The organism is Sulfurospirillum oryzae, from assembly GCF_025770725.1.
GTDB classification, from domain to species: Bacteria; Campylobacterota; Campylobacteria; order Campylobacterales; family Sulfurospirillaceae; genus Sulfurospirillum; species Sulfurospirillum oryzae.
In genome coordinates this window covers 138,693-164,114 of sequence record NZ_JANZKZ010000005.1, presented here as the reverse complement: position 1 = coordinate 164,114, position 25,422 = coordinate 138,693, and the positions used below count along the sequence as shown (strand labels likewise).

Sequence of the window (25,422 nt, the reverse complement as noted above, 5' to 3'; positions counted from 1 at the left end):
AATTGAGAAGATCAATGTGATCTCTAAAGAGAATGTTGGAAGTATCGACAATGTCTCTCAAGCATCAGAACATTTACATGTAATGACTGAAAATCTCAACAATGAGCTTGGGAAGTTTAAGTCGTAACCTAATTGCTAAGAACAAGTAAAAGAAATTATTTACTTGTTCTTACCTCCCTCTGTGACATTTTGTGCTAAAATTTTTCAAGTAAGTTTATATCAAAGGGGAGTGCTATGCAATTTAAGATAAAAATTACACTGACTATCTCGATACTTATGTTTCTAAGCCTTAGCATTTTTGGTCTTTTTAGTTACATAGATACGAAGAAAAATAGTGTTATTCAAGTAGAATCCAGTATCCAAATGGCATCACGCTCATTGACGGATTATATTGATCTTTGGATTGCTTCGAAGAAAAATGTTGTCGATGCTACGGCACGCTCACTTTCCAATATTGCTTCCTTAAGTGAAAATGAAATCAAGCATACCCTGCAAGAGACAACAAAAACTATCGGAGGTGTTGACTCTTTTATTGGCTTTGAAGATGGCAAAATGCTTTATGGTAGCAGTGCAAAAGTCGCCGCTGGTTTCGATCCTCGAACACGCCCTTGGTATATAACGGCCAAAGCCTCTAAACAAGCAGGTGCAAGCGACGCATTTATTAGCTCTAGTACCAAAAAATATGTTGTTGCCGTTATGGCACCTATTATCAACAATGGGGTCGTGATAGGTGTTGTTGCGACCAATATTGAACTTGATGCTCTGTTTAAGACCCTCTCCGATATTAACTTTAACGGTGGGTATGGTGTTCTTACCGATACAAAAGGCGTCTTGATCGCTCATCCCAACAAAGATCTTTTAGGCAAAGATCTTCCTTCATTAGTGCCTGAGCTAACCCGTCAATTTGGCGATAAAAAAGAGGGTGTGATCAACTACACTTATAAAGATGCTGGTAAAATATTTGCCTATAAAATTTCAACAGAAACAGGCTGGATGCCCGCCATTACCTTTGATAAAGCAACAGCTTATACGTTTTTATCGGCTCAAATAAAAGAACTTTTTCTGCTTGGCTTGGTAATGCTTATTCTCTCTATTGGATTGACCATTTTCTTTATCACTAAACTTCTAAAACCACTCGGAAATCTCAATGGCGTAGTCGAAGAGCTCTCAAGTTCAGAAGGTGATCTTCGCCAAAGACTTCACGTAGAACACAAAGATGAGTTTGGGCAAGTTGCTGGTAACATCAATAGGTTTATTGAAAAGCTCCATGAAATTGTGAAAAAATCTAAATCCATCAGTCATGAAAATGCTTCTATCTCTGAAGAACTCTCACATACCGCTATAGAAGTTGTTAAAAATGTTGATGCAGAATCTAAAATCGTAGAAAGTACCAAACAAGAGGGATTAGCGCTAACGAGTGCTATCGAAAATTCAGTTGAAAAAGCTAAAGCTTCGCAACAGATACTCCAACAAACTCAAACGGATATCCTTAGCGTTAAAAGCAAAGTCGAGCATTTAGAAAACACGATGCAAAGCACTGCTTCAAAAGAGCAAAGTTTAGCAGAACGTCTTAATACAGTCAGCCACAATGCCAATGAAGTCAAAGATGTTTTAAACATTATCCGTGAAATTGCAGATCAAACCAATCTTCTTGCCTTAAATGCGGCTATTGAAGCGGCACGGGCAGGCGAACACGGACGTGGATTTGCCGTCGTTGCCGATGAAGTACGAAAGCTTGCGGAGCGTACTCAAAAAAGCTTGGTAGAGATAGATGCAACGATTAATGTTGTTGTTCAATCGATCATGGATGCCAATACAGAAATTGCAACAAATGCCAATGAAGTGAATGACCTAGCTTCTATCTCCGTCGAACTTCAAGAAGAGATGAGTACCATTGCTTCTATTATTCATACGACAACCAAAGATACCCATCTGACTGTTGAAAGCTTCATTGAGACAGCAAAACGCATTCAACATATTGTTAATGAAATTGAAAAAATAAATGTTATTTCAAAAGAGAATGTCACCAGTATTGGCAATGTCTCCCAAGCGTCGGAACACTTACATGTAATGACTGAAAACCTCAATAATGAACTAGGGAAATTTAAGTCCTAGGTTCTATCCACACAAAATGTCCAAGTACACATTAATTAACTTGGATATTTTGTATTACTGCCTAAAATTTCAACATTTTTTTTGATATTTTGCAACATATTTGAAACGAAGAGATGTTATAATCCTCATATTTTAGAAAAAATAAGACTGGAATCCTCATAAAAGTCTCATTTTAGTCACAAAAAAAGCGCTATAATAAAAATCTTGTCGTCGTTTATTCGATTTAAATAGCCATTCCTGTATTGCAAACATCTAAACACACTATCATAAAAAAAGGAGTCATGATGCACTTCAAAACGAAAGTTACCCTCATTATTGCACTTTTAATCTGTATCAGCCTTACTGCATTTGGTTTTGTAAGTTATATTGATACGAAGAAAAATAGCATTACGCAAGTTGAGGCAAATCTCAAAATGGCTTCGCGCTCATTGACGGATTATATTGATCTATGGATTTTAAGCAAAAAAAATAGCTTAGAAAGTTCAGCGCGTATGCTCACAGATATTGAAAATATGAGTGAAGCACAAGTCAAAGCGATCCTTCAAGAGAGTACCAAAGCATCCGGTGGACGTGATAGCTTTTTAGGGATTGAAGCGAGTGGTGTCATGATTTATGGTAGCAATACTACTCCTAAAGTTGACCCTCGTACACGACCGTGGTATGTCATGGGTAAAACAACAGGCAAAGCAGGGATGACAGATATTTACCGTGGATCTGCCGATCCTATTGATTTGGTTGCTGTTATGGCACCTATCGTTAAAAATGGTAAAATAATTGGTGTTGTGGCAACCTCTTTTGAACTCACCCATATTGTTAAAGCAGTAAGTGATATTAACTTTAACGGTGGCTATGGCATGCTTTTGGATGCCAAAAAAACAGTTATCGCACACCCTAAAGCTGACCGTTTAGGAAAAGAGTCTGTTTTAGCTTCAAAAATCAAAACTGAACCTGAAGGAATTATTGAATTTTATTTAGACACCAATAAACTTTTTGCGTTTAAAGCATCTCAGGAAACGAGTTGGATTCCAGGGATTGTTTTTGAAAAAGAGTCCGCTTATGCGTTCTTAAATGGTCAAATCAAAGAACTTTTTGTGATAGGTTTGATCATGCTGGTTCTCTCCGTAGCTATTATGGCCTTTTTAATTAAAATACTCCTTGATCCACTCGACAAGCTTAACAACGTTGTTAAAGACCTCTCTAGCAGTGAAGGTGATCTTAGACAAAGACTTCAATCTTTAACCCAAGATGAGTTTGGTCAAGTTTCAGGGAATATCAACAAGTTCATTGAAAAACTCCATGAAATTGTTAAAAAATCTAAAGAGATTAGTAATGAAAATGCCTCTATCTCTGAAGAACTTTCACGTACGGCTTCAGAAGTTGTTAGAAACGTTGATGCGGAAGCAAAAATTGTAAGCAAAACCAAAGAGAGCGGTATTGCACTCACGAATGCCATTGAAGCTTCAGTGCAAAAAGCGACGATTTCGCAAGAAGCATTACGTAAAACACAACAAGATATCAATACTGTTAAAAACCAAGCCGAACATTTAGAGAAAACGATGCAAGAGACAGCGGTTAAAGAGCAAAATTTGGCAGATCGTCTTAACACAGTGAGTCACAATGCTAATGAGGTAAAAGAAGTTCTTAGCATTATTCGTGATATTGCTGATCAAACAAACTTACTTGCTTTAAATGCGGCCATTGAAGCGGCGCGTGCAGGAGAACATGGACGTGGTTTTGCCGTTGTTGCCGATGAAGTACGAAAGCTCGCAGAGCGAACTCAAAAGAGCTTGGTGGAGATAGATGCGACCATCAATGTCGTTGTTCAATCCATCATGGATGCCAATACCGATATTGCTCACAATGCAGAAGAAGTGAATACCCTTGCTTCTATCTCTATTGAATTACAAAACGGTATGAACAACATTGATACCACGATTCAAAAAACCATTGAAGACGCACATATGACTGTTGATAATTTTGTTCACACAGCAACACAAATCAAAGGGATGGTAGAGGAGATTGAGAAAATCAATGTCATTTCTAATGAGAATGTCGCTAGTATCGATAATGTCTCTCAAGCCTCAGAACATCTTCATACGATGACAGAAAATCTTAATAACGAATTAGGTAAGTTCAAATCCTAAAATTCAAACCTCAGCGAGGAGCTTTATGACCTCGCTGGGTGTTTTCATTAAATGCTTCGCCCCGTGTTCTCTAAGTTCAGCTTCTTCTCTAAATCCCCATAATGCACCAAGCGCTATCATTCCCGCACTATTAGCCGTTTGCATATCAATCATCGTATCGCCCAAGTAATAACACTCATTTGGCTTTACATGTAAAAAATCGCTAATGTCCAAAGCACCTTTTGGATGAGGCTTTCTAGGTACGCCCTCACGTGCGCCATAAACCACATCAAACTTCCACTGACGTAAATATTTCATAGCACACATTTTGGTAAAGGAGTCTGGTTTGTTGGAGAGAATTGCCATAGCAAAACCTCTTTTTTGAAGGAAACTAAGCAACTTACTGATGCCGTCGTAAAGCTTTGTATTTTGATTAAACTGTTTTGCATAATGACTTTCAAAAAGTGCAACAGCTTCTTGGATCGTCTCTTCAGATTGAGGATTTGAGGCAAAGATGTTTTCAAAAAGCTTGAAAACACCCTCCCCTACAAAATAGCGGTATTTTTGAGACTCTTCTGTGTTAAACCCGAGCGTTGATAACGCAAAATTAGCACTGATAGCAATATCTTCTAATGTATCAAGAAGTGTGCCATCCAAATCAAAAATAATAACTTTGTTCATACTAGCACTTGCAGTCTGTGCCACTACTTTTCTGATAATTTATACCTAAAAATACACATACTTTTTGAGTCACTGTATCAGGTGTCAAACCAAATTTATCAAAGAGAAGTTCCGCTGGAGCACTTGCACCAAAACGTTTCATGCCAATGACTTCGTCTGCAAAGCGGTACCACTCTAGTCCAGCACTTGCCTCGATAGCCACAACTTTGGTCTTAGGATCAATGATGGTATCAATATATGCTTTATCTTGCTCAATCAAAAGATCAAAACATGGTACGCTCACAATATTGGTAGCAACCCCCATTTTTGTAAGCATACAGCCAACTTGAAGTGCCATATAAACTTCACTACCACTTGCCATTAAGGTTAGGGTTGCATTTTCACGTTTAGTGAGCAAATAACCACCATTTTCAACATCACCATACGCTCTCTCATCTTTGAGAGCTTTAAGTTTTTGGCGAGAACAAACAAATGCAGCAGGTGCTTGCATACTGAGTGCTTTTTGCCATGCTTTAACATTTTCTCTGCCATCACATGGGCGATAAACATAAAAGTTTGGAAGCGCTCTAAATTGACTGAGTTGTTCAATCGGCTGATGCGTTGGGCCGTCTTCCCCCACACCAATACTATCATGTGTCCAAATGTAAAAGTTTTTAAGCTTCATAAGTGCGGCTAAACGAACTGATGGTTTCATATAATCACTAAAGATGAAAAAAGTTGCTCCAAAAGGAATAAACAATCCATAAAGTGCAAAAGCATTAATGATAGCACCCATCGCATGCTCACGAATACCAAAGTGAATGTTGCGACCTAAAGGGTAATCGCCCATGCCATTTAACTCACTTTTATTCGAAGGTCCAAGATCGGCACTACCGCCTAAAAAGCTTGGAATTGCTTTTGCTATGGCATTAAGAATCTTACCATTACTATCGCGTGTCGCTACATCACCCTCAAAATTTGGCCATTCGATCTTTGAAAAGTCAGGATTTAAAAGCGCCTCTAAAAGAGCTTTTTGATCACTTTTGAGATCATTTTTAATCAGTGCATTCCATTTTGCTTCAGCCAGATCACCTTTTTCAAGGGCGCAGTTAAAACGAGCATAAACATCTTCATCCACGCTAAAACTTTTTTCAGGATCAAAGCCTGCTTTGATTTTAGAGTTTTTAATCTCTTCGCATCCTAAAGGAGCACCATGTGCATGATGACTTCCTTCCATCTCACACGCACCTTTAGCAATCGTTGTATCGGCAATAATCAAATAAGGCTTTGTTTGCTCTTTGGCTTGCTCTAGCACTGCATTGATCTCATCAAAATCATGCCCATCAATACGAGACACTTCCCAACCTTGCGCTTCAAAACGTTGCTTAACATCTTCGCTCCACGCAATCGAAGTATCACCTTCAATCGTAATGGCATTGCTATCGTAAATAACCACGAGATTATCTAAAGAAAGATGTCCCGCCAATGAACATGCCTCATAGCTAATACCTTCTTGAAGATCACCATCACCGCATAAACAGTACACTTTGTGAGTAATGACTTCTGCTTTTGGGGCATTCAAAAGTGTGGCTGCATATTTTGCTGCCATTGCAAAGCCAACGGCATTAGAAATTCCTTGTCCTAATGGGCCTGTTGTGACTTCAACACCCGGTACATCACCATACTCAGGGTGACCTGGTGTTTTACTGCCTAGTTGTCTAAAATTTTTAAGATCATCTATACTAATGTCATAGCCAGTTAAATGTAAAAAAGAGTAAACAAGTGCTGAAGCGTGTCCACCACTAAAAACCAAACGATCACGATTGAGCCACTTTGGATTTTTAGGGTTATGCGTAATATGTCGTGCTAAAATTGTAACGATGTCAGCCAACCCCATAGGAGCTCCCGGATGGCCACTATTGGCACTTTGCACCATATCTGCTGCTAAAAATCGAATGGTATCAGCTTGTTTTTTTAACATTTTTTTATTTTCCATTGTCCATCTATCCTTTAAAATATTCATCAACAATACTTTTGAGTCTTTGCGACAAAGCAGTATCAAGCTTATTTAACTCAACATCCAACTCGATTAAAAGTTTTCGTTTCTCTTCTTTTGCACCCTCTAATCCTAACAAATTGACAAACGAATTTTTATGCCCATCATTTTGTGTTGGCTTGCCTGCCTCTTCGCTCGTGAGTGTCGCATCAATAATGTCATCTTGAACTTGAAATAAAAGACCCAGTTTCAAACCGAACTGATAAAGTGCCTCTTGCGTCGCCTTATCCAACTCACAAATAACAGCACCCATCAAAAGTGAAGCCGCTATCAATTTTGCTGTTTTGTGCAGATGCAAAAATGTCAGCTCATCTATATTTAAGTGCTTGTCTTCAAAAAAGCAGTCAATCGCTTGTCCTAAAACCATACCATAAATGCCTGCATCGCTTGAAAGAATTGAAACCAACTTGATTTTAATCTCAGCACTCAAAGGAGCGTTGGCTAAAAAATAAAAAGCGTGTGTATTAAGTGCGTCACCGACAAGAACGGCTGTCGTTTCATCATAGGTTACATGTAAAGTAGGATGACCCCGTCTAAGCGGTGCATTATCCATACAAGGTAAATCATCATGAATCAGTGAATACGTATGCATCATCTCTAAACCAAGTGATACATGTAAAGCATTTTCAATCAAAAGAGGACGTGTACCTTCTACAACACTAAGCAACAAAAGGGGACGAAAGCGTTTTCCTCCCACATCAAGCATTTCACCAAAAGCATGGCTAAAATGGGGATGAAAACTCTGGATAACAGGAAGCTTTGCTTTTAAAAATGCTTCAAATTTTTCGACTAACACTTTAGAACTCAAAACATCCCTTTCAACGATTCAGTGTCACAAAAAACTGAAAGTCTTCGCGATCAAATAATAGACTCATCTCTTTATTTCGTGCTTTTGCCATATACGCATCGGCTTCTTGAACTCTCTGAACAGGAAGCTCATCAACTTGCATTAAACGATCACCCACCTTGAGACCACTCTGTTCGGCAAAAGAGTTTCTCGCTATCTCTTTAATTCTAAGATCATTGTCAAACTTAAAGCCTTTCATTTGCAAATAACTCTCTTTTTTTACTTCAGGGACATGGGCTTTTTTTGGTTCAACTTTTTTAACAGGTTTGGGAGCTAAGATATTTTCCTCAATCCATGCATTATCTCTTTGAATCTGAGCACTTACTTTGGTGAGGTCTTGAAATGTTTTAAGGGCATCGGCAAATTCTGTTACATTACTCACTTTCTTACCATTGAGTAACGTAATTTTATCGCCAGCTTTGAGTTTTGCATCTTTAAAATTTGGGTCAACAAAATCAACAACAACGCTCTCATTGCCATCCACTACGCGTACACCCAACTCTTGAAAAGAGGCTGATTTACCCTCTATAAAACGCCCAAGTGCCTCGGAGCCAATAAAAAATTTATCCCCAATTCCAAGACCATACATTTCACAACAAAGTCCACCCACAATGCTATTCACTTCACCAACACCGCCAAATTCAAAAAAATCATTAGCGCCATTACCCATTTTTGAAGCATTGACAGCAACTAACGAATTATCGGTCATACTTGCAAGCCATTCACCCATTTTGAGCTCACTCGTTGCTTTAAGTTTCATAGGGATAAGTGGTTTTGGAGAATCAAACAAATAAAGGTTGGAGAAATAGTCATACCTCACATAAGGCACACTAGGCTTCTCTTTTGAATAGGCTATGGCTTGTTTTTCACTAATGGCAACCGCTCTGGTTTTACCAAAATAAACAACAGATTGTCTGTTTTTTTCATAGCACTGCGAAAAATCAGGATAGACAAACTCTGCTTTAGAAGCAGGCACTGGTGCATCAGCTGAAAAAAGGACTTGGGTTATTAACAAAAGAAAAAGACCTAGACGTTTCACATACCACCCCTTAACTTTTTGCGCCAAATCCTCCAATGCTGGAGAGCATTTGAGTTGTCGCTAGTTTTTTATTATCTTCTACCATTTTGGAAACATCATTCATAGCACTTATGAGTAAAATCTGCAAAGATTCTTTATCATTTAAAAGAGAATCATCAAGGGTTATATCGACCACTTCTCCATTACCATTCATGCTTACGCTCACCATTCCACCACCACTTTTAGCGGTGAATTGTTTACTATTGGCATCTTCTTGCATCTTTTGAGCTTGTTTTTGTGCAACTTCTAGCATTGCACCCATTTTGGAAAGATCAAAATTTTCAAACATTAGATGTAATCTCTCACTTCAATCATAGCATTACTGTCATCAACTAAAACAACGGTTGGCTTAAACGTCTGCATTTCATCTTTGGTCATGTGCGCGTATGCAATGATAATGATTTTATCGCCAATATGGGCCTTGCGTGCTGCTGCACCGTTAAGGCAAATATCTTTTTGCCCAGCCTTGCCTTCAATCACATAGGTTGTAAAGCGCTCACCGTTGTTGATATTGACCACTTCCACTTTTTGCCCCACGCAAAGGTTGGAAGCTTCGATCAACTCCTTATCGATTGTAATTGAACCAACATAGTTCAAATTAGCATCCGTTACGGTTGCTCGATGAATTTTACTGTATAACATCTCAAGCGTCATCGCTTTTATACCTCTTCTAGATTAAGAAATTTGTTTATTTTACCCTATTTTTGCTTAGTCCATTGAGCGATGATACTTTTAACAACTTCTCGATCATCGAAAGGAAATTTTTTCCCTTGAATCTCTTGATACGTTTCATCGCCTTTACCAAGAATTAAAAGTACCTCATTTTTTTCTTGCATCATCAGTGCTTTTTCAATCGCTTTATGGCGATCTACTTCTACATGTAAATGCTCTTTGGGGTGCATTCCAGTCAAAATTTCATCAATAATACTTTGCGGATCTTCGGAACGTGGGTTATCACTCGTCACGACAATCTTTTTAGCATAGCGTTCAGCCATGGCTCCCATTTTTGGTCGCTTCGTTCGATCTCTATCGCCCCCAGCTCCAAAAACAACCACAAGGTCGCGCTCTTTCATACTATCAAGTACCTTTTCCATTCCATCAGGAGTGTGAGCAAAATCAACAATGACCAGTGGGTCATTACTGACCACTTCCATACGACCTTCCACGCCACCAAAGTGCTCTACTGCTTCACAAATCGCCTCCATAGGTGCAACACCTAACATATCAACTGCGCTAATGGCGGCTAAAATATTATAAAGGTTAAAAAAGCCATGTAACGGTGATTCAAAGTCATAGACTTTATCAATTTTGGCTACCGCGGCACTAATGCCTTCTTTGAGTGAATAGGCTAAAATTTTATAAGTTGCGGGATGTTCAATGCCATAACTCATAGCATTCGTACGATTAAAGCGAATTTTACTCTCATCTTTGTTAATCAGTTTCAAACTCGTATCTTCAAAAAAACGACTTTTAACAGCAATATATTCATCAATTGTTTTGTGAAAATCAAGATGATCTTGCGTCACATTGGTCAAAATTTTCAAAGCAAAAGAAAGCCCATCAATACGGTTTTGAACAATCGCATGTGAACTCACTTCCATCACGAAATACTCACATCCAGCATCCACTGCCATTTTAAGATTCTTAATTGTTTGTAAAATAGGAGGTGTTGTAAGGCTTTTATCTTCAATGCGTCTATCGTTAATAAAACAACCTCGCGTGCCTTGCAAACCTACCTTTTTACCTAAATCAAGCAGTATGGAGTAAATAGCCGCAGCGGTTGTCGTTTTACCATTCGTACCTGTAATTCCAATGATTTTAATCGAATCGCTAAGACCTAAAAGATCTAAGCACTCTTTGGGCGAAATAATCTTCGTACAACCATGATCAATGGCGCTTTGCTTATAAATAGCATTTTGATCGCTCATAACAAAGATGCTAGAAGCATCACACTCGTTCGAATTATCCGTTACATGTAAAAACGGCTCATGGTTTTGCAAATCTATTTTCACGGGAACTCTCTATTTTTGTACTTTTTTAATAAGCGATAACAGTTGCTCATCGTTGGGGAAAAGAGTGACAGCACTCTCCAGGTAGTTGAGGGACATTTCAATAAATCCATTTTCAATCAATTTAGCGAGGAAATCGACAAAGTCTTCTTTTTTGGAAATAATCACTTTGGTTGAAAACATAATGTCTTCAAAAGCTTCTTTAAAACTTCCTCGTGATTCAATAAGCGTCATAAAATCTTCATATTTTATGCCATTTTCAGCGTTAATGCGTGCTTCAAAATCATTCTCTTTAAATAAATGAGCTATTTTTTCACTGTGCGCTTCAACCGAATTAATAATCTCTTCCATTACCTCTTCGCAATCTTCAGCGCCATTTTCTTTGGTAAGAATATAGTACTCAAACAAAGCTATAGCTTGTTCTTCATTGTGCATTGCCATATCGCATAAAATGGCTCCAATTCGAGCTTCTTTGGATTTAGGGTCCTCACTTAGAGCTAATGCAAATTGTAGCATTGCCTCTGAAAAGTTTTTTGCGTAAAATTTTTCAATGCCTTTTTTAATATAAGCGTTCATTACTCTCCAATTGCTTCGAACTCATGCTCCGTGCCTGGTAAAATATTTACAACTTCTATTTCAGGATGAATATCAATTCTAAGCTGTCGTTCAACTCCGTATTTAAGTGTTTGTCCACTCGATGCGCATCCTTGACAAGCACCTTGAAGCTGAACAAAAACACGCCCACCTTTAATCCCAAGCAATGTCAATCCACCGCCGTCCAATGCCAACATTGGCTTTATTTTTTCAAGTGATTTTTCAACAACGGGAAACAACTCTTCATCACTAAATGGTATCATAGATTCTCCTATAGCAAAAGTATCTAATTTAACAATAGTTTGAGTTAAAAGTGACTTAATTTTTGAGGGGAAAATGGGTAGTTTAGGGTAAAAAAATTTTAACGAAGGTAAGCTTGGGGACAGAACGTCCCCAAAGCAAAAAAAGCAAGATTTAGACGAGCTCTAAAAACGCCATAGGCGCTGCGTCGCCTTTTCTTATACGTGTTTTAATAATACGGGTGTAACCACCATTTCTTTCAACATATTTAGGTGCGATCTCGTTGACCAATTTTTTTGTACACTCTTTATCTTGAAGCGCCGCAAAAACTGTTTTGTGAGCATGATCGCCACCAACTCCAGCCTTAGTAATCAACTTCTCAACAAAACCTCTAAGCTCTTTTGCTTTAGGAAGTGTTGTTTCGATTTTTTCATATTTAATGACAGCTATAGCCATATTCTTCAACAACGCCGCTCTGTGTGATGAAGTACGACCAAGCTTTCTGTATCCGTGCTTATGTCTCATAAATTAACCCTCGTTGGCTTCAGATTTTAAATCTTCAATTTTTTTCTTGAGCAAACTTGCTGTCTCGTCAGAGAAATTATATCCGACAGGATAACCACTCTCTTCCATAACTTGTCTGATCTCTTCTAACGATTTTTTGCCTAGATTTTTGAGGTTTTTGAGCTCTAACTCGCTCATAAGAGCAAGCTCGCCAATAAATTTAACCTCTGCTCTATCTAAACAGTTGAAGCTACGAGCACTCAGATTTAACTCTTCAATACTCTGTAATAGCTTTCCAAACTCCACGTTCTCATTAGAACTCTCACTTTTTGGAGCCACTGCAATATCCAAAATGCCATTAAAAACTGACATTTGTGCATACATCGCTTCAAGTGAATTTTTAAAAGCTTCGATTGGAGAAACAAGTCCATCTGTTTCGATTGTAAAAACAATTTTTTCATAGTTAGGATTGTCTTCAACCAAAACATTCTCAATATCGTACACTGCTCTTTTTACAGGTGTAAAGAAAGCATCAAGTGCAATATAATCTTCTCCGACCAAACCTCTAATGTTCTCACTTGGAACATAGCCGATTCCTTTTTCGATGATTAAAGAGAAGTTAAACTCTGCATCTTCATTGATTGTTGCCAAATATGCATCTGGTGTAACAATTTCAATTTGTGCATTCGCTAAGTCACTTCCTTTGATCTCTTTTGGTCCAGTAAATGAGTAGTTAACCTCTACACGTTTCTCATCGCCTTTGATTTTGAAACGAATATTTTTGAGGTTAATGATGAAAAGAGCAACATCTTCAAGCATACCGCGCATGCTATCAAATTCATGGGTTACGCCTTCAATCTTTACAGCCGTTGGGGCGGATCCTACTGTACTACTTAAAAGCAATCTTCGTAAAGGATGTGCCAATGTTACCGCAAAACCAGATTCAAATGGGTATGCACTCACTTGAACCTTATTTGCCGCAATATTCTCTACCTCAATTTCAGTTGGCATGTAAGCTGATGTATTGATTTTTTTCATATACTACCTACTTTATTATTTAGAGTATAGCTCAACGATTAATCTTTCTTCAACCGGAATAACTACTTCTTCTCTTTCTGGGATGCGTGTAAAAATACCCATTGCTTTTTCTCTCTCAACGTCAACCCATGGTGCGATACCAGTTTGTTGTGTTAATTCAAGAGCTCTTTTAACCTGTGGATTATTTTTAGATTTTTCACAAACCTCTACTTTATCACCTGCACGTACAACATAAGAAGGAATGTCAACTCTGCTGCCATTCACTAAAATGTGTCCATGTGTAACTAATTGACGTGCAAATCTTCTTGTTGTTGCAAATCCCATACGGTAAACAACATTATCAAGTCTTCTTTCGATAAGAAGTACAAGGTTAATACCTGTGTTTCCTTCTCTTCTTGCTGCTTCGTCAAATATACGTCTGAATTGTTTTTCAGAAACTCCATACATAAATTTAGCTTTTTGTTTCTCTCTTAATTGGAGTCCATACTCACTAATTTTTGTTCTTCTTTGTCCGTGTTGACCTGGTGCATATGGACGCTTATCTAATGCGCTTTTACCAGCAAGTCTGCGCTCACCTTTAAGGGCTAAGCTGACACCAAGTCTTCTCTCGAGCTTTTCGACTGGTCCTCTATATCTTGCCATTTTTTCTCCTAATCTATTGCATAAACGAAAAAATTATTTTGTTTCTCTAAAAGAGGTTCTGTTCTAAAAATTAGAATTAAACTCTTCTTCTTTTTGGAGGTCTACAGCCGTTGTGTGGAAGAGGTGTAATGTCTTTTAGGAAAGACACTTTAATACCTTCTGTTGTACCAGCACTTTTTACCGCTGTCTCGCGACCACTGCCCGGGCCTTGAACTTTAATACCGATTTCTTTGAGACCATGCTCTTTTGCTTTAGTCAATGCATCTTCTACGGCTTGTTGTGCTGCATAAGGAGTAGATTTTTTACTACCTTTAAAGCCCAAACTACCTGCACTGCTCCAAGCAATAACATTTCCCATCTCATCAGTTACAGTTACGACAGTGTTATTAAATGTTGCAGAGATATAAATGATACCTTTAGCAATATTTTTTCTAACAACTTTTTTACGTACTACTTTTCTTTTTGCCATCTGTTTCCCTTTGAGACTTCGTTATTTAGCTTTAGCGCCAACGGTGCGTTTTTTACCTTTTCGGGTACGCGCATTCGTTTTTGTTTTTTGTCCACGAACTGGCAAGCCTTTTCTGTGTCTAAGACCTCTATAGCTTCCCATATCCATCAAAGCTTTAATATCCATAGCCACTTTTTTACGAAGGTCACCCTCTACTTGGAATCCTGCTTGAATCTCTTTACGAATCGCAGCAACTTCATCTTCACTTAGCTCATGAACTCTCTTATCAAACGAAATTCCAGTAGCTGTTAAAATAGCTCTAGAACTTGTTAAACCTATACCGTAGATGTATGTCAAACCATACTCTACTCTCTTTTTCATTGGAAGGTCTACACCTGCAATCCTTGCCATGCTTATCCTTGTCTCTGTTTATGTTTTGGATTTACGCAAATGACTCTAACGATACCTTTTCGTTTTATCACTTTGCACTTATCGCACATCTTCTTTACAGAAGGTCGTACTTTCATTCGTGACTCCTGAACTTTTTTTCCACTGGGATTTTGAGTTAAACTGTCACAGGTTTGATGATGTATCTCAAACCAACAATCGAAAAAACAGTGGTTTCTTTTTCGATTATTCTTCACACAGCTTTACAAAAGGGGTAAATTATACATAAATTAAGCTAATAATTTACTTATACCTATAAGTTATACGCCCTTTATCCAAACTATACGGAGTTAACTCCACTTTTACAGTGTCTCCTGGCATTATTTTAATATAATGCATTCTCATCTTTCCTGCAATGTGACACAAGATCACATGGCTATTTTGTACTTCAACTTTAAAGGTTGCGTTTGGAAGTGCTTCTATCACTTTACCGTCTATTTCAATTACGTCATCTTTTGCCATTTTACCCCCTATAATCTCAAGATAGAGACAAAATTTCTACTTTGCCATCTACGACAGCAACAGTGTGCTCATAGTGGCTTCCTCTTAACCCATCTGTTGAAACAACAGACCACTTATCTTCCAAAATTTTAGGTGTCCCATCTTTATGGCAGATCATTGGCTCAATACAGAACACCATTCCATTTTTGATTTTAGGACCACTTTTAGGATTGATCCCTTCTAAATAGTTTGGAACTTCTGGCTCTTCGTGAGGCTTTCTACCAATGCCATGTCCACAAAATCCGCGCAAAGGAACATAACCTTTTTGAAGGATAAATTGCTCAATAGCATGACTTAGTTCTTTAAAACGCATCTCTGGCTGGATAATATCAATCGCATAATACAAAGCGTCTTTAGCGCAAGCTATTAATGCTTCATCGCTTTTTGAAATTTCTCCAACACCTACAGTTACAGCAGAATCGCCATACCAGCCATCCACTTCTGTACCAATATCAAGCCCTACAATATCACCCTCTTTAAGACGATAATCGGTAGGAATGCCGTGAATAATCACTTCATTGACAGAAGTACAAACACCTGCAGGAAAGCCATAGAGCCCTTTAAATGCTGCGCGAGCACCCAAACTTTGTATGTAAGACTCACCCATGGCGTTCAGCTCTTTCAGGCTAAGCCCTGGATGAATATTACATGTAAGATAATCTAACGTTTTCGAGACTATCTGATTTGCTACCGAAAGCTTTTTTATTTCTTGTGGTTTTTTGATGGTAATTGCCATACCATTAAAGTCCTACAGCACTCAATGTTTCATATTTATTCATGTACATTTGTGCCTCAATTTTGCGCATTGTATCAAGGGCTACTTGAACAACGATCAAAACCGCAGTACCTCCGAAATAAAATGGAACTCCCATAAATTTAACCAAAACCCAAGGAAGTGTTGAAATAAGTCCTAAATAGATTGAACCCCAAAGTGTTAATCTACCTGCTACTTCATTTAAAAAGAGTGCAGTACTTTCGCCTGGTCTAACACCAGGAATAAAGCCACCTTGTTTTTTGAGATTTTCTGAAATATCTTTAGCATTAAAAACAATTGATGCGTAAAAATAAGCAAAGAAAATAACGAATAAGAAAGTGAGGACATTAAAGACATAACTATTTGGATTCAAGAAATCGTGGATTGCTTGAACAATAGGGTTTGTACTTGCTTGCATAATTGTTGATGGAAACATCAAAATTGCACTTGCAAAAATAGGAGGAATAACACCACTTAGGTTCATTTTAATAGGAACATAATTCATAATACGTTTATGTTGATTTTGAAGCACTACTTTGCGTGAATACGAAATAGGAACACGGCGTTCGCCCATTTCAACATAAATAATTGAACCAACTGTCGCTAAGATAACGGCTAAAATTCCAATAACGACAAGGAAATTCAACTCGCCAGTATTCACAAGGTTAATAGTACCGCCAATTGCGTGTGGAATCCCCGAAACGATACCTGCAAAAATAATCAAACTGATACCATTACCAATACCACGTTGCGTAATCTGTTCACCAATCCACATGAGTAACATGGTTCCAGTAAGCATACTCGCTGCAGCAATGGCTGTAAAGGTTGTCATATCGATCATAATGGCACTCTCGCCTGCTCGACCACTTAACCCTCCAAGACCAACGGAAACACCAATGGCTTGTACAATCGTAATACCAATCGTTGCATATCGAATGATCTGCATGTATTTCACCATACCATCACGTTCTTTTTTCATTTTACCAAGTGCTGGGAAAGTTGCTGCAAGAAGTTCCATAATGATAGACGCGGTGATGTAAGGCATAATACCTAACGATATAATACTAAGACGTTGTGCAGCGTTACCGCTGAACATATTAAACATTCCAAGGGCATTTGAGCTATTGGAGTCGAAGAACTCTTTAATTACCTCTAGATTTACACCAGGAACTGGCACGTATGCCAGTATCCTATATGCAAAAATAAAGCCTAATGTAACTAAGATCTTCCTCGTGAGATCTTGGCTCATTTACTCATTCCAGTAAAGATGACGTTTTCGTCTTTGATCTTAGCAGTCAACTCTTTTGCGCCTGCACCGATCAATTTCACTTTAACAACTGCACTGGACATTTTATGTACAGTTCTAATAGCATCAACTGTAATTTCAGCAAGTTCTGCAACTGCTTTAATTTTATCAATGTTGATAATATAAGGTTTTTCAATTTTAGAAGTAAAACCAACTTTTGGTAATCTTCTTTGAAGTGGCTGTTGACCACCTTCAAAACCTCTTTTACGTTTGTAACCTGTACGAGATTTCTGACCGTTATTACCACGGCTTGCGGTTTTACCCATACCACTACCTTGACCACGACCTACGCGTTTGATCTTTTTAGTAGAGTTTTCTGCTGGTGTAAGATTATCTAATGCCATTTTGAATCCTTCTCTTCACTTAGCTTTTAATCATGCTAAGAGCTTTAATTGTTGCTCTTACCACGTTAGAAGCGTTGTTTGAACCCAATGACTTTGTCAAAATATCTTTAATACCTGCAAGTTCAACGACAGGGCGAGTTGCACCACCAGCGATAACGCCGGTACCATCACTTGCTGGTTTAAGAATAATACGACTTGCATTAAATTTAACTTCAACATCATGAGCGATTGTTGAACCTTTGATATTTACTTTGACAATGTTTTTAAATGCATCATCAACTGCTTTTCTAATAGCATCAGGAACCTCTTTAGCCTTACCAAAACCAAAGCCAACAAGACCTTTTTTATTTCCAACAACGACTAGTGCTGTAAATCTAAAACGTCTACCGCCTTTAACAACTTTTGTTACGCGGCCAATGTTAACGATGACTTCTTCAAACTCTTCTCTGTTATATTTTTCCATTGAATCGTTTTCCTCTTCTTTTTCTTATAGCACTATGCCGTTTGCTCTAAGGCCGTCTGCAAAAGCAGCAACTACACCATGATACAAATAACCATTTCTATCATAGACAACTTGAGTCAAATTCTTAGCCTTGAGCGTTTCTGCAAAAGCTTTTGCAACTTCTGCTGCACTTGCTTTGCTAGCATTGAACCCTAATTTTTTGCCATCTACACTTGCCAAAGTAACGCCATTAACATCATCAATCGCTTGCGCATACATAAATCTATTCGATTTAAAGAAAGAAACTCTTGGTCTCTCAGCTGTGCCAGAAATATCTGCTCTTACTCTTTTTTTACGCTTAACTCTTAATGCAAGCTTTCGTTTTAAAATATTTGCTCTCATCTCTTACCCTTACTTCTTGGAAGTTTTTCCGGCTTTACGGATAATAGTTTCATCAGAATATTTAACACCTTTACCTTTGTAAGGCTCTGGAGCTCTAAAACTTCTAATTTCGGCAGCAATCTGACCAACTACTTGCTTGTCATCACCTTGAATTGTAATCACGTTTTTTTCAACTGCAATTTGAATATCTTTTGGAAATTCATAATTGATTGGGTGAGAAAATCCTAGTTGAAGTTCAAGAACATTACCATTAACGGCAGCTCTATAACCAACACCGTTAATCTCAAGTTGCTTTTTAAAACCTTCAGTTAAACCTGTGATAACATTTTGACCAAGCGCACGGTATGTTCCCCAAAAAGCGCTGCTCTGACGATCAGCACCTTTTGAAATAAATACAAGCTCTCCATCTTGAACTTTTACGTCAACATTTCCCTTAGTGTCCAATTCTTTTGAAACACTACCTTTTTTAAACGCTATTACAGCACCATTAACTGAGACTTCAATCCCAGCAGGTATCTTAACAGGCTTTTTACCAATACGAGACATTTTTATTTCCTTTTACTTGTCTACGATAAGCTTACAATCTTAGAATGGATATCGAATACCATAAAAGAACAGCTAATTACCAAATACTACAGATAACTTCGCCACCAAGACCTGCTTTGTGAGCGTCATCATTACTGAGAACACCTTTTGATGTACTAACAACGATAGTACCATAACCATTTTTGAAGCGTTTAATTTCGTCGCAACCTTTATAGACTCTACGGCCTGGTTTTGAGATTTTTTTCACTTCATTAATAACTTGGCTGCCTCTTGCGTCATACTTCAAAACAACATTGATAAATTTCTTAGGACCTTCTTCAACAACGTTAAAACTTTCGATATAACCTTTGTTTTGGAAAATAACTAAAATCGCTTCAACCAGTTTTGAATGCATTAACTTTGTGACATCAAGTTTTCTCATTGATGCATTTCTGATTCTTGTTAGAGAATCTGCTACTAGATCATTAATCATAGTCTATTTCCTTACCAGCTTGCTTTTTTGAGGCCTGGAATAAGACCCTCATTTGCCATTTTACGAAGACAAATTCTGCAGATACCAAAATCTCTGTAAACAGAGTGTGGACGTCCACAAATTTGACATCTTGTGTATGCTCTTACTTGAAACTTAGGCTTTCTAGCAGCCTTTGCAATCATCGATTTTTTAGCCATATTATTTACCTTTTGCGAACGGCAAACCAATGAGTTCAAGAAGTCTAAACGCTTCTTTATCATTGCTAGCAGTTGTTACGATCGTAATATTCATTCCGTGAGTTTTCATAATGTTATCATACTCAACTTCTGGGAACATCAATTGCTCATTAAGACCAAAGTTGTAGTTTGCACGTCCGTCAAAACCTACTCTTGGAAGACCTCTAAAATCTTTTACTCTAGGAAGGGCTACAGAGATAAGCTTGTCCAAAAATGCATACATGTTCTCTTTACGAAGTGTTACTTTAACACCGACTGGGTAACCAGCACGTACTTTAAAACCAGCAACTGATTTTTTAGCATTCGCAACAACCGCTTTTTGACCAGCGATTAAAGAGATGGTATCGACGATATTTTGCAATAACTTAGTATCTTTACCTTCTTCACCAGCACCAACGCTGATAACAACTTTTTCAATTTTAGGTGACAACATAGGATTAGCAATATTAAACTCTTTAACCAATGCTGGTTGAACTTCAGCATTAAATTTCTCTTGCAATCTGTTCATTATTTACCCTCTACTTTAGCCACATTCGAGACATGAATTGGTTTTTCAACATTTGCAAAACCACCCTTAGGGTTACTCTCACTTGGCTTAATGGCTTTTTTTACTACTTTGCAACCCTCAACAACGACTTGTGAAGTTTTTGGCAAAACTTGAACAACTTTTGCCTCTTTACCTTTATCGTCGCCTGCGATTACTTTTACAGTATCGCCTTTTTTAATTTTCATCTTAGTCGCCATTATAGTACCTCCGGTGCCAAAGATACGATTTTCATGAAGTTAGCATAACGAACTTCACGACCAACTGGTCCGAAAATCCTTGTACCGATTGGCTCTCTTTTGTTATCAAGAATAACAGCAGCATTCTCATCAAAACGAATGAGTGAGCCGTTTTCTCTTTGGATCTCTTTTTTTGTTCTTACGATAACCGCTTTGACAACTTGTCCTTTTTTCACTTTACCACTTGGCAAAGCTTTTTTGACAGAAGCAATGATAACATCACCTACGGTTGCATAACGACGTTTACTACCACCAAGAACTTTAATACACATGATCTCTTTAGCACCACTGTTATCAGCAACAGCTAATCTTGTAAAACTTTGTATCATTATTCAACTCCCACTTTAACAATCGCGCTAAGTCTAAAAGACTTTCTTTTTGAAAGTGGTCTGCACTCGATAGCGCTTACTGTGTCGCCGATTTTTACTTGGTTGCTCTCGTCATGGACTAGGTATTTTTTGAAACGTTTAACGAACTTGCGATATCTTGGGTGCATTACACGTCTCTCTACCAAAACGGTGATTGTTTTATCACCAGTTTTCTGAACAACTACGCCTTGAATCTCTCGTTTTAAAGCCATTAGTTACCCCTACTTGTTTTGAGCAGAAATTGCCGTATTAATACGTGCGATATCTCTTCTAACTTCTTTAATCTCATTTGGATTAGTAAGTTGCATTGTTTTTAGCTTTTGTCTTAATGTAAACAAAAGAACCTTTTTCTCTTTTAACAACTCTAAAAGCTCTGACGCGCTTTTGCCGTTTAAATCAATATACTTCATTTTCGCTCTCTCGAGTTACAATCTTGGTTTTGAAAGGCAATTTATGCATTGCAAGTGTCAACGCTTCACGCGCTAATTCTTCAGGTACACCTGCCATTTCAAAAATAATTCTACCAGGCTTAACATTCATAACCCACTTATCAACAGAACCTTTACCTTTACCCATACGTGTTTCGATAGGCTTAGCAGTTAATGGTTTGTCTGGGAATACACGAATCCAAGTCTTAGCTTGACGCTTAACGTGTCTTGTATAAGCAATCCTCGCAGCCTCAATTTGGCGTGAATCAATACGTCCAGCTTCAACAGCTTTTAGACCGATTTCACCAAAAGAGATTGAAGCACCACTATGAGCTTCACCGCGGTTGCGGCCTTTCATCTGCTTTTTATATTTCGTTCTTTTAGGCATTAACATTAGTTTTTACCTCTCTCTTTACGCGCTCTTGGCTTGCGTGAATTCTCTTTTTCAGGTGCTTCTTCTTTCTCAGGTACAAGTCCTTTTACAAGTACTTCACCTTTGAAAATCCATACTTTAACACCAATAACACCGTATGTAGTGTGTGCTTCAGCAAAACCATAATCAATTTTCGCTCTTAGCGTATGAAGTGGAACACGTCCTTCAAGGTACCATTCAGTTCTTGCCATTTCAGCGCCACCAAGACGTCCTGAAACAGAAATTTTAATACCTTTTGCACCTGATTTTTGTGCACCCTGAATCACTTTTTTCATTGCTCTTCTAAAGGCTACACGACGCTCAAGTTGCATTGCAACGTTTTCGGCACAAAGTTGTGCTGAAGCTTGAGGACGTCTCTCTTCTTTAATGTTGACGTTAACATCTTTATCAATAAGTTTGGTCAATTTAACTCTTAATTTTTCAATATCAGAGCCTTTTTTACCAATAATGATACCAGGACGCGCAGCAACAACAGTAACTCTAAGCTTTTTAGCAGTACGCTCAATCAAAATTTGACTCACACCTGCATAGTAAAGCTCTTTTTTCAAAAATGTTCTAATTTTGTAATCTTCACCAATGCTTGTCGCTAAGGTTTGCTTACTTGGGAACCAACGTGAATCCCAGTTTCTATTAATACCAAGTCTTAAACCAATCGGATTTACTTTTTGACCCATCTTAGTCTTCCTTCTTTGCAGCTTTTGCTACTTCAACAAATACATGAGAAGTTGGTTTTCTAATGCCACTCGCACTACCTCTTGCTCTTGGCAGAAAACGTTTAAGTACCGGACCTGCGTCAACGCGACAAGAAGCAACAACAACTTCTTGAGGTTCAAATCCGCCATTAGAAACAGCAGAAGCGATCACTTTAGAAATGATTTTTGCACCTTTGTTTGGCATAAACTCTAAACTTGCCATAGCAAGCTCAGCATTCATTCCTTGAACTTCACGTGCAATTAACCTTGCTTTTGTAGGAGACAATCTGATAAATTTTAATATTGCTTTACTCATATTCTACCTACTTACCAATTTTTTTCTGAACAGAGCCCTTATGACCCTTGAACGTACGAGTTGGTGCAAACTCACCCATTTTATAACCAATATGGTTCTCTGTAACATAAACTGGTACAAAGTTTCTACCGTTATGGACATTAAATGTAATACCGATCATATCAGGAATAATAGTACTTCTACGAGACCATGTCTTAATCGGCTTGTTTGATTTTGTCTCTTTTGCTTCAACCGTTTTTTTCAACAAATGAGCATCAACAAAAGGACCTTTTTTTAGCGATCTAGCCATCTATTTTCCTTTTCTTCTAGAAATAATCAGTTTGTCGCTCGCTTTTTTCTTACGAGTTTTTCTACCTTTAGTTGGTTGTCCCCATGGAGTTACTGGATGACGTCCTGAGTTGGTTTTACCCTCACCACCACCATGTGGGTGATCTACTGGGTTCATTGCAGAACCACGAGTTTGAGGTCTAATACCACGGTGTCTATTACGACCCGCTTTACCGATAACAACGTTTGCCCAATCTTCATTTCCAACAACACCAACAGTAGCCATACACTCTGCCAATATTTGTCTCATCTCACCACTTGGAAGTCTTACCATAACATACTGAGTCTCTTTACCCATAAGTTGAGCGTAACCACCAGCACTACGTGCCATCTGACCACCCTTACCAGGTTTAAGTTCAATATTGTGTAAGATCGTACCAACAGGGATGCTTTTTAGTTTCATTGCGTTACCTGGTTTAATATCAAGACCAGCTTCTGCTGCTTGAATTTTATCGCCAACTTTTAAGCCTGATGGTTGAAGGATATATCTTTTCTCACCATCTGCATAATTGATAAGAGCAATTCTACAATTTCTATTTGGATCATACTCAATGGCAGCAACTGTTCCTTCTACATCAAATTTTCTTCTTTTGAAGTCAATAATTCTGTAAAGTTTTTTAGCGCCCGCTTCTTTATGACGAGAAGTGATTCTACCATTGTTATTTCTACCTGCCGTTGCAGCAATTTTAACAAGGAGTGAAGGAACACTAGCTTTTGCAGTAATGTCGCTTGAATCAAGTCCTGTTAAAAATCTACGGCTCGGGGTATATGGTTTAAATGATTTTATTGCCATGATTACGCCTCCACATTCTCTAGTTTAGCGCCCTCTGGCAACTGAACATAAAACTTTTTAAAATCATTACGTTTGCCTTCAATGCCTTTAAACTTCTTAACTTTTCCCATAACTCTAAGAGAATTGATTTTTAATGGAGTGAAACCAAAGTATTGTTTTAATACTTCTTTTAAACCATTTTTTGTCATTCTTACTGAAGTTTGGATAACAACTGTACCATTCTCTTGAAGGCTCAAGCTCTTTTCAGTATAAAGGATTGCCTTAATATCAGTAATATCAGCCATTCTTAGCCCTCTTTTGTGATTGTTTCAAGCACTGATTTTTCTATGATTACCGCATAGAACGCAGTTGCTAAATACGCATTAAGCTCATTTGATTCAACAAGGTAGCAGTTTTGAATATTTCTAAACGCTAACAATGTTTTTTCATCGACCAATTCTTTAACGATTAATGCATCTCTTGTACCAAGTGTTTTAATGATCTTTGCTGCATCTTTAGTTTTACCAGATTCAACACTCAAAGAATCAACAACAAAAAGTGCGTTATTAGCCGCTTTTTCATTCAATGCGAATTCAAGTGCTAATTTTTTCTGTTTTTTGTTAACTTTCAAATCATAATTTCTGTTAGCTTTAGGGCCAAATGCAGCACCACCGCCAACCCATACTGGACTTCTTCTACTACCAGCACGTGCACCACCTCGACCTTTTTGAGCCCAAGGTTTTTTACCACCACCACTTACGTCACCTTTTGTTTTAGTGTTCGCAGTGTTTGAACGAAGCGCAGCTTGGTATGATTTGACATAAAGATATAGGTTGTGTGAATGGATCTCTTCAAAACTTGCAGGAAGAGCCAATGCACCAACATTTTCTAATTTTTCATTTAATACGATTGCGCTACTCATTTAACAATCCTTACTTTACCTAATGATCCATTTGCACCTGGAACTGAGCCTTTAACAGCCAAGATACCATTTTGTGCGTCAAATGAAACGATCTCATTTTTTACTGTAACTTGAGTGTTACCATAGTGACCAGGCATTTTTTTGCCTTTTTGAACACGACCAGGCCATTCACAGTTACCGATTGAACCAGGAGCTCTGTGAAAACGACTACCATGTCCACCAGGACCACCTTGGAAATTGTGGCGTTTAATAACACCTGCAAAACCTCTACCTTTAGTATTCAAAGACACTTTAAGTGTTTTTGCTTCGCCCAAAGGTGCTGTATCTAAATCGCCAGCTTCTGCATTTGCAACATCAAGTGTCACAAAACGATTGAATGCAGCAGAAAGGTTATACTTTTTTTGCTGACCTGCAATAGCTTTGTTCATTTTTTTGCCACTAACATACGAAACTAAAGCGCGTTTGTCAGCGTTAACTTCACATACTTTCGCTTCTAAAACTCTGAGTAACGTGACAGGAACGCTTGGTACTGCAATTGTTCGGCTCATGCCGATTTTTTCAATAATATATTCCATCA

38 protein-coding genes and 1 pseudogene are annotated in these 25,422 nt (G+C 38.0%); 2 read left to right on the top strand and 37 right to left on the bottom strand.

Features of this window, described 5'->3' with window-relative positions:
• Positions 1-234: 234 nt before the first annotated feature.
• A complete protein-coding gene (locus N0B29_RS12040) occupies positions 235-2,115 on the top strand; it encodes a methyl-accepting chemotaxis protein (RefSeq protein ID WP_263833968.1) in 1,881 nt (626 codons plus the stop codon).
• A 284-nt stretch (positions 2,116-2,399) separates the two neighbouring features.
• A complete protein-coding gene (locus N0B29_RS12035; protein ID WP_263833967.1) occupies positions 2,400-4,259 on the top strand; it encodes a methyl-accepting chemotaxis protein in 1,860 nt (619 codons plus the stop codon).
• A 3-nt stretch (positions 4,260-4,262) separates the two neighbouring features.
• On the opposite strand, the gene N0B29_RS12030 is transcribed toward N0B29_RS12035, so the two are convergent.
• The 37 genes and pseudogenes from N0B29_RS12030 to rplC all read right to left on the bottom strand — a co-directional run bounded on the left by N0B29_RS12030 (position 4,263) and on the right by rplC (position 25,420).
• Positions 4,263-4,919 carry an HAD family hydrolase gene (locus N0B29_RS12030; RefSeq protein WP_263833966.1) on the bottom strand — a complete coding sequence of 219 codons (657 nt, stop codon included), beginning with the start codon at positions 4,917-4,919 and terminating at the stop codon, positions 4,263-4,265.
• A gap of 1 nt (position 4,920) precedes the next feature.
• Entirely contained in the window at positions 4,921-6,879 is a 1,959-nt protein-coding gene (tkt, locus tag N0B29_RS12025) for a transketolase (RefSeq protein ID WP_263833969.1), read from the bottom strand.
• A gap of 22 nt (positions 6,880-6,901) precedes the next feature.
• Positions 6,902-7,762 carry a polyprenyl synthetase family protein gene (locus N0B29_RS12020; RefSeq protein WP_263833965.1) on the bottom strand — a complete coding sequence of 287 codons (861 nt, stop codon included), beginning with the start codon at positions 7,760-7,762 and terminating at the stop codon, positions 6,902-6,904.
• A 10-nt stretch (positions 7,763-7,772) separates the two neighbouring features.
• Positions 7,773-8,840, bottom strand: coding sequence for a DUF7488 domain-containing protein (locus tag N0B29_RS12015; protein ID WP_263833964.1), 1,068 nt, complete (start codon positions 8,838-8,840; stop codon positions 7,773-7,775).
• Between the two features lie 10 nt (positions 8,841-8,850).
• Positions 8,851-9,168, bottom strand: coding sequence for a YbaB/EbfC family nucleoid-associated protein (locus N0B29_RS12010; RefSeq protein ID WP_263833963.1), 318 nt, complete (start codon positions 9,166-9,168; stop codon positions 8,851-8,853).
• The gene (panD, locus tag N0B29_RS12005) at positions 9,168-9,533 is read right to left on the bottom strand and encodes an aspartate 1-decarboxylase (RefSeq protein ID WP_263833962.1); all 366 of its coding nucleotides are present in this window, start codon (positions 9,531-9,533) and stop codon (positions 9,168-9,170) included. The genes N0B29_RS12010 and panD overlap by 1 nt, the downstream gene beginning before the upstream one ends.
• A 44-nt stretch (positions 9,534-9,577) precedes the next feature.
• The gene (locus N0B29_RS12000) at positions 9,578-10,891 is read right to left on the bottom strand and encodes a UDP-N-acetylmuramoyl-L-alanyl-D-glutamate--2,6-diaminopimelate ligase (protein WP_263833961.1); all 1,314 of its coding nucleotides are present in this window, start codon (positions 10,889-10,891) and stop codon (positions 9,578-9,580) included.
• A 9-nt stretch (positions 10,892-10,900) separates the two neighbouring features.
• Positions 10,901-11,464, bottom strand: a complete 564-nt coding sequence (locus tag N0B29_RS11995; RefSeq protein WP_263833960.1) for a tetratricopeptide repeat protein — start codon at positions 11,462-11,464, stop codon at positions 10,901-10,903.
• Positions 11,464-11,745, bottom strand: coding sequence for a NifU family protein (locus N0B29_RS11990; protein ID WP_263833959.1), 282 nt, complete (start codon positions 11,743-11,745; stop codon positions 11,464-11,466). Before N0B29_RS11990 ends, N0B29_RS11995 begins: the two co-directional genes overlap by 1 nt.
• A gap of 151 nt (positions 11,746-11,896) precedes the next feature.
• Positions 11,897-12,247, bottom strand: a complete 351-nt coding sequence (gene rplQ / locus N0B29_RS11985; RefSeq protein WP_041959209.1) for a 50S ribosomal protein L17 — start codon at positions 12,245-12,247, stop codon at positions 11,897-11,899.
• A gap of 3 nt (positions 12,248-12,250) precedes the next feature.
• Complete coding sequence (locus N0B29_RS11980; protein WP_263833958.1) at positions 12,251-13,264, bottom strand: DNA-directed RNA polymerase subunit alpha; 1,014 nt, start codon at positions 13,262-13,264, stop codon at positions 12,251-12,253.
• 15 nt (positions 13,265-13,279) lie between these two features.
• Entirely contained in the window at positions 13,280-13,906 is a 627-nt protein-coding gene (gene rpsD, locus N0B29_RS11975) for a 30S ribosomal protein S4 (RefSeq protein WP_263833957.1), read from the bottom strand.
• Between the two features lie 76 nt (positions 13,907-13,982).
• The gene (gene rpsK / locus N0B29_RS11970; RefSeq protein ID WP_263833956.1) at positions 13,983-14,375 is read right to left on the bottom strand and encodes a 30S ribosomal protein S11; all 393 of its coding nucleotides are present in this window, start codon (positions 14,373-14,375) and stop codon (positions 13,983-13,985) included.
• A 21-nt stretch (positions 14,376-14,396) separates the two neighbouring features.
• Positions 14,397-14,765 carry a 30S ribosomal protein S13 gene (rpsM, locus tag N0B29_RS11965; protein WP_067177758.1) on the bottom strand — a complete coding sequence of 123 codons (369 nt, stop codon included), beginning with the start codon at positions 14,763-14,765 and terminating at the stop codon, positions 14,397-14,399.
• A 2-nt stretch (positions 14,766-14,767) separates the two neighbouring features.
• Positions 14,768-14,881, bottom strand: a complete 114-nt coding sequence (gene rpmJ / locus N0B29_RS11960; RefSeq protein ID WP_038533455.1) for a 50S ribosomal protein L36 — start codon at positions 14,879-14,881, stop codon at positions 14,768-14,770.
• Between the two features lie 163 nt (positions 14,882-15,044).
• Positions 15,045-15,263 carry a translation initiation factor IF-1 gene (gene infA, locus N0B29_RS11955; protein WP_012857710.1) on the bottom strand — a complete coding sequence of 73 codons (219 nt, stop codon included), beginning with the start codon at positions 15,261-15,263 and terminating at the stop codon, positions 15,045-15,047.
• Between the two features lie 16 nt (positions 15,264-15,279).
• The gene (gene map / locus N0B29_RS11950; protein ID WP_263833955.1) at positions 15,280-16,038 is read right to left on the bottom strand and encodes a type I methionyl aminopeptidase; all 759 of its coding nucleotides are present in this window, start codon (positions 16,036-16,038) and stop codon (positions 15,280-15,282) included.
• Between the two features lie 4 nt (positions 16,039-16,042).
• Positions 16,043-17,305 carry a preprotein translocase subunit SecY gene (secY, locus tag N0B29_RS11945; RefSeq protein ID WP_263833954.1) on the bottom strand — a complete coding sequence of 421 codons (1,263 nt, stop codon included), beginning with the start codon at positions 17,303-17,305 and terminating at the stop codon, positions 16,043-16,045.
• Positions 17,302-17,706, bottom strand: coding sequence for a 50S ribosomal protein L15 (gene rplO / locus N0B29_RS11940; RefSeq protein ID WP_263833953.1), 405 nt, complete (start codon positions 17,704-17,706; stop codon positions 17,302-17,304). Before rplO ends, secY begins: the two co-directional genes overlap by 4 nt.
• A gap of 19 nt (positions 17,707-17,725) precedes the next feature.
• Positions 17,726-18,169, bottom strand: a complete 444-nt coding sequence (rpsE, locus tag N0B29_RS11935) for a 30S ribosomal protein S5 (protein ID WP_012857714.1) — start codon at positions 18,167-18,169, stop codon at positions 17,726-17,728.
• A 24-nt stretch (positions 18,170-18,193) separates the two neighbouring features.
• Complete coding sequence (gene rplR / locus N0B29_RS11930; RefSeq protein ID WP_263833952.1) at positions 18,194-18,550, bottom strand: 50S ribosomal protein L18; 357 nt, start codon at positions 18,548-18,550, stop codon at positions 18,194-18,196.
• A 9-nt stretch (positions 18,551-18,559) separates the two neighbouring features.
• Complete coding sequence (rplF, locus tag N0B29_RS11925) at positions 18,560-19,096, bottom strand: 50S ribosomal protein L6 (RefSeq protein WP_263833951.1); 537 nt, start codon at positions 19,094-19,096, stop codon at positions 18,560-18,562.
• Positions 19,097-19,172: 76 nt separating this feature from the next.
• The gene (gene rpsH, locus N0B29_RS11920; RefSeq protein WP_263833950.1) at positions 19,173-19,568 is read right to left on the bottom strand and encodes a 30S ribosomal protein S8; all 396 of its coding nucleotides are present in this window, start codon (positions 19,566-19,568) and stop codon (positions 19,173-19,175) included.
• An 11-nt stretch (positions 19,569-19,579) separates the two neighbouring features.
• The gene (locus tag N0B29_RS11915) at positions 19,580-19,765 is read right to left on the bottom strand and encodes a type Z 30S ribosomal protein S14 (RefSeq protein WP_012857718.1); all 186 of its coding nucleotides are present in this window, start codon (positions 19,763-19,765) and stop codon (positions 19,580-19,582) included.
• A 1-nt stretch (position 19,766) separates the two neighbouring features.
• Positions 19,767-20,312, bottom strand: a complete 546-nt coding sequence (rplE, locus tag N0B29_RS11910) for a 50S ribosomal protein L5 (protein WP_263833949.1) — start codon at positions 20,310-20,312, stop codon at positions 19,767-19,769.
• A complete protein-coding gene (rplX, locus tag N0B29_RS11905; RefSeq protein ID WP_263833948.1) occupies positions 20,312-20,548 on the bottom strand; it encodes a 50S ribosomal protein L24 in 237 nt (78 codons plus the stop codon). The genes rplE and rplX overlap by 1 nt, the downstream gene beginning before the upstream one ends.
• Positions 20,548-20,916: a 50S ribosomal protein L14 gene (rplN, locus tag N0B29_RS11900; RefSeq protein WP_012857721.1), complete on the bottom strand. Its 369-nt coding sequence runs from the start codon at positions 20,914-20,916 to the stop codon at positions 20,548-20,550. The genes rplX and rplN overlap by 1 nt, the downstream gene beginning before the upstream one ends.
• Positions 20,916-21,167, bottom strand: a complete 252-nt coding sequence (rpsQ, locus tag N0B29_RS11895) for a 30S ribosomal protein S17 (RefSeq protein ID WP_012857722.1) — start codon at positions 21,165-21,167, stop codon at positions 20,916-20,918. The genes rplN and rpsQ overlap by 1 nt, the downstream gene beginning before the upstream one ends.
• Positions 21,168-21,176: 9 nt before the next feature.
• Positions 21,177-21,365, bottom strand: coding sequence for a 50S ribosomal protein L29 (gene rpmC / locus N0B29_RS11890; protein ID WP_037960715.1), 189 nt, complete (start codon positions 21,363-21,365; stop codon positions 21,177-21,179).
• The gene (rplP, locus tag N0B29_RS11885; RefSeq protein WP_087439377.1) at positions 21,352-21,777 is read right to left on the bottom strand and encodes a 50S ribosomal protein L16; all 426 of its coding nucleotides are present in this window, start codon (positions 21,775-21,777) and stop codon (positions 21,352-21,354) included. Before rplP ends, rpmC begins: the two co-directional genes overlap by 14 nt.
• Positions 21,777-22,490 (bottom strand): 30S ribosomal protein S3, encoded by a 714-nt coding sequence (gene rpsC / locus N0B29_RS11880; RefSeq protein WP_263833947.1) that lies wholly within the window; start codon positions 22,488-22,490, stop codon positions 21,777-21,779. Before rpsC ends, rplP begins: the two co-directional genes overlap by 1 nt.
• Positions 22,491-22,494: 4 nt before the next feature.
• Positions 22,495-22,824 (bottom strand): annotated as a pseudogene (gene rplV, locus N0B29_RS11875) (50S ribosomal protein L22); the annotation flags it as partial.
• A gap of 7 nt (positions 22,825-22,831) precedes the next feature.
• Positions 22,832-23,113, bottom strand: a complete 282-nt coding sequence (gene rpsS / locus N0B29_RS11870; RefSeq protein WP_067177783.1) for a 30S ribosomal protein S19 — start codon at positions 23,111-23,113, stop codon at positions 22,832-22,834.
• Positions 23,114-23,944, bottom strand: coding sequence for a 50S ribosomal protein L2 (gene rplB / locus N0B29_RS11865; protein WP_263833946.1), 831 nt, complete (start codon positions 23,942-23,944; stop codon positions 23,114-23,116).
• 2 nt (positions 23,945-23,946) lie between these two features.
• Complete coding sequence (locus N0B29_RS11860) at positions 23,947-24,228, bottom strand: 50S ribosomal protein L23 (protein ID WP_025345777.1); 282 nt, start codon at positions 24,226-24,228, stop codon at positions 23,947-23,949.
• 2 nt (positions 24,229-24,230) lie between these two features.
• A complete protein-coding gene (gene rplD / locus N0B29_RS11855) occupies positions 24,231-24,845 on the bottom strand; it encodes a 50S ribosomal protein L4 (RefSeq protein WP_263833945.1) in 615 nt (204 codons plus the stop codon).
• Positions 24,842-25,420, bottom strand: a complete 579-nt coding sequence (gene rplC / locus N0B29_RS11850; protein WP_096047369.1) for a 50S ribosomal protein L3 — start codon at positions 25,418-25,420, stop codon at positions 24,842-24,844. The genes rplD and rplC overlap by 4 nt, the downstream gene beginning before the upstream one ends.
• Between the last annotated feature and the right edge of the window lie 2 nt (positions 25,421-25,422).

What these genes read in the sequence shown, in the direction of transcription:
- panD (WP_263833962.1), bottom strand. Translation starts at nt 9,533, where the DNA reads ATGACGCTTGAGATGTTATACAGTAAAATTCATCGAGCAACCGTAACG.
- secY (WP_263833954.1), bottom strand. Translation starts at nt 17,305, where the DNA reads ATGAGCCAAGATCTCACGAGGAAGATCTTAGTTACATTAGGCTTTATT.
- N0B29_RS11995 (WP_263833960.1), bottom strand. Translation starts at nt 11,464, where the DNA reads ATGAACGCTTATATTAAAAAAGGCATTGAAAAATTTTACGCAAAAAAC.
- N0B29_RS11990 (WP_263833959.1), bottom strand. Translation starts at nt 11,745, where the DNA reads ATGATACCATTTAGTGATGAAGAGTTGTTTCCCGTTGTTGAAAAATCA.
- rpsD (WP_263833957.1), bottom strand. Translation starts at nt 13,906, where the DNA reads ATGGCAAGATATAGAGGACCAGTCGAAAAGCTCGAGAGAAGACTTGGT.
- rpmJ (WP_038533455.1), bottom strand. Translation starts at nt 14,881, where the DNA reads ATGAAAGTACGACCTTCTGTAAAGAAGATGTGCGATAAGTGCAAAGTG.
- N0B29_RS12035 (WP_263833967.1), top strand. Translation starts at nt 2,400, where the DNA reads ATGCACTTCAAAACGAAAGTTACCCTCATTATTGCACTTTTAATCTGT.
- rpsM (WP_067177758.1), bottom strand. Translation starts at nt 14,765, where the DNA reads ATGGCAAGGATTGCAGGTGTAGACCTTCCAATGAAAAAGAGAGTAGAG.
- rplB (WP_263833946.1), bottom strand. Translation starts at nt 23,944, where the DNA reads ATGGCAATAAAATCATTTAAACCATATACCCCGAGCCGTAGATTTTTA.
- rpsK (WP_263833956.1), bottom strand. Translation starts at nt 14,375, where the DNA reads ATGGCAAAAAGAAAAGTAGTACGTAAAAAAGTTGTTAGAAAAAATATT.
- N0B29_RS12030 (WP_263833966.1), bottom strand. Translation starts at nt 4,919, where the DNA reads ATGAACAAAGTTATTATTTTTGATTTGGATGGCACACTTCTTGATACA.
- rpsH (WP_263833950.1), bottom strand. Translation starts at nt 19,568, where the DNA reads ATGATTAATGATCTAGTAGCAGATTCTCTAACAAGAATCAGAAATGCA.
- rplC (WP_096047369.1), bottom strand. Translation starts at nt 25,420, where the DNA reads ATGGAATATATTATTGAAAAAATCGGCATGAGCCGAACAATTGCAGTA.
- N0B29_RS11860 (WP_025345777.1), bottom strand. Translation starts at nt 24,228, where the DNA reads ATGGCTGATATTACTGATATTAAGGCAATCCTTTATACTGAAAAGAGC.
- N0B29_RS12040 (WP_263833968.1), top strand. Translation starts at nt 235, where the DNA reads ATGCAATTTAAGATAAAAATTACACTGACTATCTCGATACTTATGTTT.
- rpmC (WP_037960715.1), bottom strand. Translation starts at nt 21,365, where the DNA reads ATGAAGTATATTGATTTAAACGGCAAAAGCGCGTCAGAGCTTTTAGAG.
- N0B29_RS11980 (WP_263833958.1), bottom strand. Translation starts at nt 13,264, where the DNA reads ATGAAAAAAATCAATACATCAGCTTACATGCCAACTGAAATTGAGGTA.
- infA (WP_012857710.1), bottom strand. Translation starts at nt 15,263, where the DNA reads ATGGCAAAAGATGACGTAATTGAAATAGACGGTAAAGTGATAGAAGCA.
- rplN (WP_012857721.1), bottom strand. Translation starts at nt 20,916, where the DNA reads ATGATACAAAGTTTTACAAGATTAGCTGTTGCTGATAACAGTGGTGCT.
- rpsE (WP_012857714.1), bottom strand. Translation starts at nt 18,169, where the DNA reads ATGGAAAAATATAACAGAGAAGAGTTTGAAGAAGTCATCGTTAACATT.
- rplE (WP_263833949.1), bottom strand. Translation starts at nt 20,312, where the DNA reads ATGAACAGATTGCAAGAGAAATTTAATGCTGAAGTTCAACCAGCATTG.
- rplP (WP_087439377.1), bottom strand. Translation starts at nt 21,777, where the DNA reads ATGTTAATGCCTAAAAGAACGAAATATAAAAAGCAGATGAAAGGCCGC.
- rpsS (WP_067177783.1), bottom strand. Translation starts at nt 23,113, where the DNA reads ATGGCTAGATCGCTAAAAAAAGGTCCTTTTGTTGATGCTCATTTGTTG.
- N0B29_RS12010 (WP_263833963.1), bottom strand. Translation starts at nt 9,168, where the DNA reads ATGTTTGAAAATTTTGATCTTTCCAAAATGGGTGCAATGCTAGAAGTT.
- rpsC (WP_263833947.1), bottom strand. Translation starts at nt 22,490, where the DNA reads ATGGGTCAAAAAGTAAATCCGATTGGTTTAAGACTTGGTATTAATAGA.
- tkt (WP_263833969.1), bottom strand. Translation starts at nt 6,879, where the DNA reads ATGTTAAAAAAACAAGCTGATACCATTCGATTTTTAGCAGCAGATATG.
- rplD (WP_263833945.1), bottom strand. Translation starts at nt 24,845, where the DNA reads ATGAGTAGCGCAATCGTATTAAATGAAAAATTAGAAAATGTTGGTGCA.
- rplO (WP_263833953.1), bottom strand. Translation starts at nt 17,706, where the DNA reads ATGGCATTAGATAATCTTACACCAGCAGAAAACTCTACTAAAAAGATC.
- rplR (WP_263833952.1), bottom strand. Translation starts at nt 18,550, where the DNA reads ATGAGAGCAAATATTTTAAAACGAAAGCTTGCATTAAGAGTTAAGCGT.
- rplX (WP_263833948.1), bottom strand. Translation starts at nt 20,548, where the DNA reads ATGGCGACTAAGATGAAAATTAAAAAAGGCGATACTGTAAAAGTAATC.
- rplQ (WP_041959209.1), bottom strand. Translation starts at nt 12,247, where the DNA reads ATGAGACATAAGCACGGATACAGAAAGCTTGGTCGTACTTCATCACAC.
- map (WP_263833955.1), bottom strand. Translation starts at nt 16,038, where the DNA reads ATGGCAATTACCATCAAAAAACCACAAGAAATAAAAAAGCTTTCGGTA.
- rpsQ (WP_012857722.1), bottom strand. Translation starts at nt 21,167, where the DNA reads ATGGCTTTAAAACGAGAGATTCAAGGCGTAGTTGTTCAGAAAACTGGT.
- N0B29_RS11915 (WP_012857718.1), bottom strand. Translation starts at nt 19,765, where the DNA reads ATGGCTAAAAAATCGATGATTGCAAAGGCTGCTAGAAAGCCTAAGTTT.
- rplF (WP_263833951.1), bottom strand. Translation starts at nt 19,096, where the DNA reads ATGTCTCGTATTGGTAAAAAGCCTGTTAAGATACCTGCTGGGATTGAA.